At 67.2% G+C, this 4,098-nt stretch carries 2 protein-coding genes; one reads left to right on the top strand and one right to left on the bottom strand.

The features are described 5' to 3' along the window. Positions 1-404: 404 nt before the first annotated feature. Positions 405-2,780, bottom strand: coding sequence for a xanthine dehydrogenase family protein molybdopterin-binding subunit (locus tag BRAO375_RS04825; protein ID WP_009026331.1), 2,376 nt, complete (start codon positions 2,778-2,780; stop codon positions 405-407). Between the two features lie 200 nt (positions 2,781-2,980). Here BRAO375_RS04825 and BRAO375_RS04830 point away from each other — a divergent pair, with 200 nt between their 5' ends. Then, complete coding sequence (locus tag BRAO375_RS04830; RefSeq protein WP_035638958.1) at positions 2,981-4,054, top strand: Ppx/GppA phosphatase family protein; 1,074 nt, start codon at positions 2,981-2,983, stop codon at positions 4,052-4,054. Positions 4,055-4,098 lie beyond the last annotated feature (44 nt).

Raw genomic sequence — 4,098 nt, forward strand, 5'->3', positions numbered from 1 at the left:
CTCGGTTCGATCACCTCTGCCGCGGCATACTGGATCCTCCTCCGCGGACGATGACAGCTGAGGTCGAGGCGGGCTGCTTGCCTCATACTCCGTCATTGCGAGCGCAGCGAAGCAATCCAGGGTGGTGGGCGGGACTCCGGATTGCTTCGCTGCGCTCGCAATGACGCCGTGTTCCAGCAATCAGCCGTCATCCCCGGGCTTGTCTCGCCTGCGCGGACGAAGCCGCTTCGGCGCGGCGAAAGGCCGGGCATCCATGTCGCGCGTTATCCGCGGCTCGCGGATGACCGGGTCAAGCCCGGCCATGACGAAGGAGAGAGTGTGGGGCAGTCACGCGGCTACACAGGAGGCCGCTCTATGCCACGCCGCTCTGTGCCACGCAGATAGACGCGACGAGACGGCGGGCCTCACGCCGCCGTCTTCGCCTTGCCGTCCTGGATCGCGCGCCAGATCTTCTCGGCGGTCAGCGGCATGTCGAGATGCTTCACGCCGTAGTCCGACAGCGCGTCGATGACGGCGTTGATCACGCTCGCCATCGAACCCGCGCAGCCCGCTTCGCCGCAGCCCTTGGTGCCCAGCGGATTGCTCTTGGCCGGCACCGGATGGTTGTCGACCGTCATCATCGGCACGTCGGAGGCGCGCGGCAGGGCGTAATCCATCAGCGAGCCGGTGATCGGCTGACCGCTCTCGTCGTAGCGCAGGTGCTCCATCATCGCCTGGCCGATGCCCTGCGCGACGCCGCCATGCAGCTGGCCGGCGACGATCATCGGGTTGATCACGGTGCCGAAGTCGTTGATCGCGGTGTAGCCGACGATGTGCGCCACGCCGGTGTCCGGCTCAATCTCGACCTCGCAGACATGGCAGCCGTTGGGGAAGGTCGACTCCGTCGCCGTCGAATTGTGGTCGACGTCGAGCGAGGCTGGCACGCCGTCGGGCATCTTGCCCTCGCGCATCCGCCGCGCCAGCTCCATGATGTCGATGCTGCGGTCGGTGCCGGCGATGGTGAACTGCCCGCCCGCGAACTCGATGTCTGCTTCAGACGCTTCGAGCAGATGCGCGGCCGCCTGCTTGCCCTTGGCGATGACGAGCTGCGAGGATTCGACGATGGCCTGGCCGGTCGCGGTGATCGAGCGCGAGCCGCCGGTGCCGTTGCCGAAGCGCACGAGATCGGAGTCGCTCTGCTCCAGCCGGATCTTCTCGAACGGCACGCCGAGCTGCTCCGACAGCACCTGCGAGAATGGCGTGGCATGGCCCTGGCCGTAATCGAGCGTTCCGGTCGTCAGCGTCACGCCGCCATCGGCATCGAAGGTGATCTTGCCGAGCTCTCCGCTCGGCGGCGCGGTCACCTCGAGATAGGAGCCGACGGCGATGCCGCGCAGCTTGCCGGCCTTGCGGCTCTCGCGCTTGCGCTTGGCGAAGCCGGCATAGTCGGAGACCTGCAGGGCCTTCTCGAACACCGCGGCGAAATCGCCGGAATCATAGGTCACGCCGGATGCCGCCGGGAACGGCATCTGGCTCGGCTTGATGAAGTTGCGCTTGCGGATGGTGAGGCGGTCGATCTCCATCTCGCGCGCGGCGGTGTCGATCAGCCGCTCCATGAAGTAGTTGGCCTCGGGCCGGCCGGCGCCGCGATAGGCGCCCATGAGCGTGACGTTGGTCAGCACCGTCTTGATGTCGACGCCGAGCAGCGGCGTCTTATAGACGCTGGCGAGGTTCTTGCCGGTGTTGAGCGACAGCGGCAGCGGCGCCACGCCCATGATGTAGGCGCCGAGATTGCCGTAGCCGGAGAGTCTCACGGCGAGGAACTTGCCGTCGGCATCGAGCGCGAGCTCGCCATGGATGATCTGGTCGCGGCCCTGGCTGTCGGACAGGAACGCGGTGGTGCGCTCGTCGCGCCACTTCACCGGCTTCCCGAGCTCCCTGGCCGCGTGCAGGATGCAGACATATTCGGGATAGGAGACGTTCTTCATCCCGAATGAGCCGCCGACGTTCGTGGTCAGGATGCGGACCTTCTCCGGCGCGACGTTCAGGATCTTGGCCAGCGTCGCCTTGTTGCCGGAGACACCCTGCGTCGGAACCTGCAAGGTGAACCGCTCGCTCTTGCCGTCGAAGGCGGCAAGCGCCACGCGCGGCTCCATCGACACCACCGCGACGCGGGTGTTGACGATGTCGAGCTTCGTCACATGCGTGGCCTTGGCGAACGCCTCCTCGATCTTGGCGGTGTCGCCATAATGGTAATCGAGCGCGACGTTGTTCGGGATGTGGTCGTAGAGCTGCGGCGCGCCGGGCCGGGTGGCTTCCTCGGCATTGGTGACCGCGGGGAGGGGCTCGATATCCACCTCGACGGCCTCGGCGGCGTCACGCGCCTGCGCCGCCGTCTCCGCCACCACGAACGCGATGGGGTCGCCGACGAAGCGCACCTTGTCGGTGACCAGCGCCGGGCGGTTGGTCTGCAGCAGCGGCGAGCCGTCCCGGCCCTTCAGCGGCAGGCCGCAGGTGAACGGGCCATAATTGGCCGCGGCGAGGTCCGCGCCGGTCCACACGCCGAGCACGCCCGGCATGGCCTTGGCCGCAGCCGTGTCGATGCCCTTGATGATCCCGTGGGCATGGCTGGAGCGGACGATCCAGGCATGCGCCTGACCCGGCAGGTTGAAATCGTCGGTATATTTGCCGTGCCCGCGCACCAGCGTGTCGTCCTCCTTGCGCCGGACCGGCTGCCCGACGCCGAATTTCTGCAGCGCAATCGCGTTTTCGAGGGAGGCCGGGGCGGTGTGATCTTGCATGGAAGGTGACCTGCGGAGCTGGATGGAGCGCAAATGCGGGCTGTTCCCAGATAGTGCAGCGCCCGCGGCCGGACAACGGTTGATTAGGAATGGTGCATCACGCCTGACGGAGGGGCTGTTGCGCCGGCGCACTGCACTGATAAAGTCTTGGGAAAGAGAACTTCCATCTGGGCCGGTTCGGCCAGCGGAAAGACATTTGAATGATCAATGACACGCGGCTGCGGGAGAGTCCGACGCCGCGCGGGAACCTGGAGCCCGGCTTGCATCCGGGTCTGGACGTCGCGACACCGGCCTGCGCCAGCAATGGCAGCAGCGTGTATGCGGCCCTGGATCTCGGAACCAACAATTGCCGGCTCCTGATCGCCTGTCCCTCGGGCGATAGTTTTCGCGTGGTCGACTCGTTCTCGCGCATTGTCCGGCTGGGCGAGGGCATCTCGACCACCGGATGCATCAGCGACGCGGCGATGGATCGGGCCATCGCGGCGCTCTCCATCTGTCGGGACAAGATCCAGTCGAAGAAGGCCAGGCGTCTGCGGCTGATCGCGACCGAGGCCTGCCGCGCGGCCGCCAATGCCGAGGGGTTCCGCAGCCGGGTGGCCGCGGAGACCGGGATCCAGCTCGAGGTCATCGACCGCGAGACCGAGGCGGCGCTGGCCGTCAAGGGCTGCGCGCCGCTGCTCGACCCGGGCGGACGTGGGGCCATCCTGTTCGACATCGGCGGCGGCTCCAGCGAGCTGGTCCGCATCGAGCGTGATCCCTCCGACCGCAATGCCGAGCCGCGGATCAAGGCCTGGATGTCGATCCCGCTCGGGGTCGTGACGCTGGCCGAGCGCTTTGGCGGCCGCGATGTCACGCCCGAAATCTATGCGTCAATGGTCGACGCCGTGGCGGAGCATGTCGGGCCATTCGCGGCCGAAAACGGCGGCGATCTTGCCGACATGCACCTGCTCGGCACCTCCGGCACGGTGACGACGCTCGCCGGCATCCACCTCAATCTGGCGCGCTACGACCGTCGCCGCGTCGACGGCATCTGGATCAACGACGCCGACATCACGACGACGATCGGCAAGCTGCTGGCGATGAGCTACCAGGAGCGCGCCGAGAACAACTGCATCAGCATTGACCGCGCCGATCTCGTGCTCGCCGGCTGCGCCATCCTCGACGCCATCCGCGACGCCTTCCCGCTGCCGCGGCTGCGGGTCGCCGACCGGGGCCTGCGCGAAGGCATGCTGGTCGAGATGATGCGCGAGGACGGCGCGCTCAGGACGGCGTAAAGCCTGCGCCCTCCGTGAAAAGGAGGGCCATGACGATCGCAGCG

It is taken from the genome of Bradyrhizobium sp. ORS 375 (genome assembly GCF_000239775.1).
GTDB lineage: Bacteria > Pseudomonadota > Alphaproteobacteria > Rhizobiales > Xanthobacteraceae > Bradyrhizobium.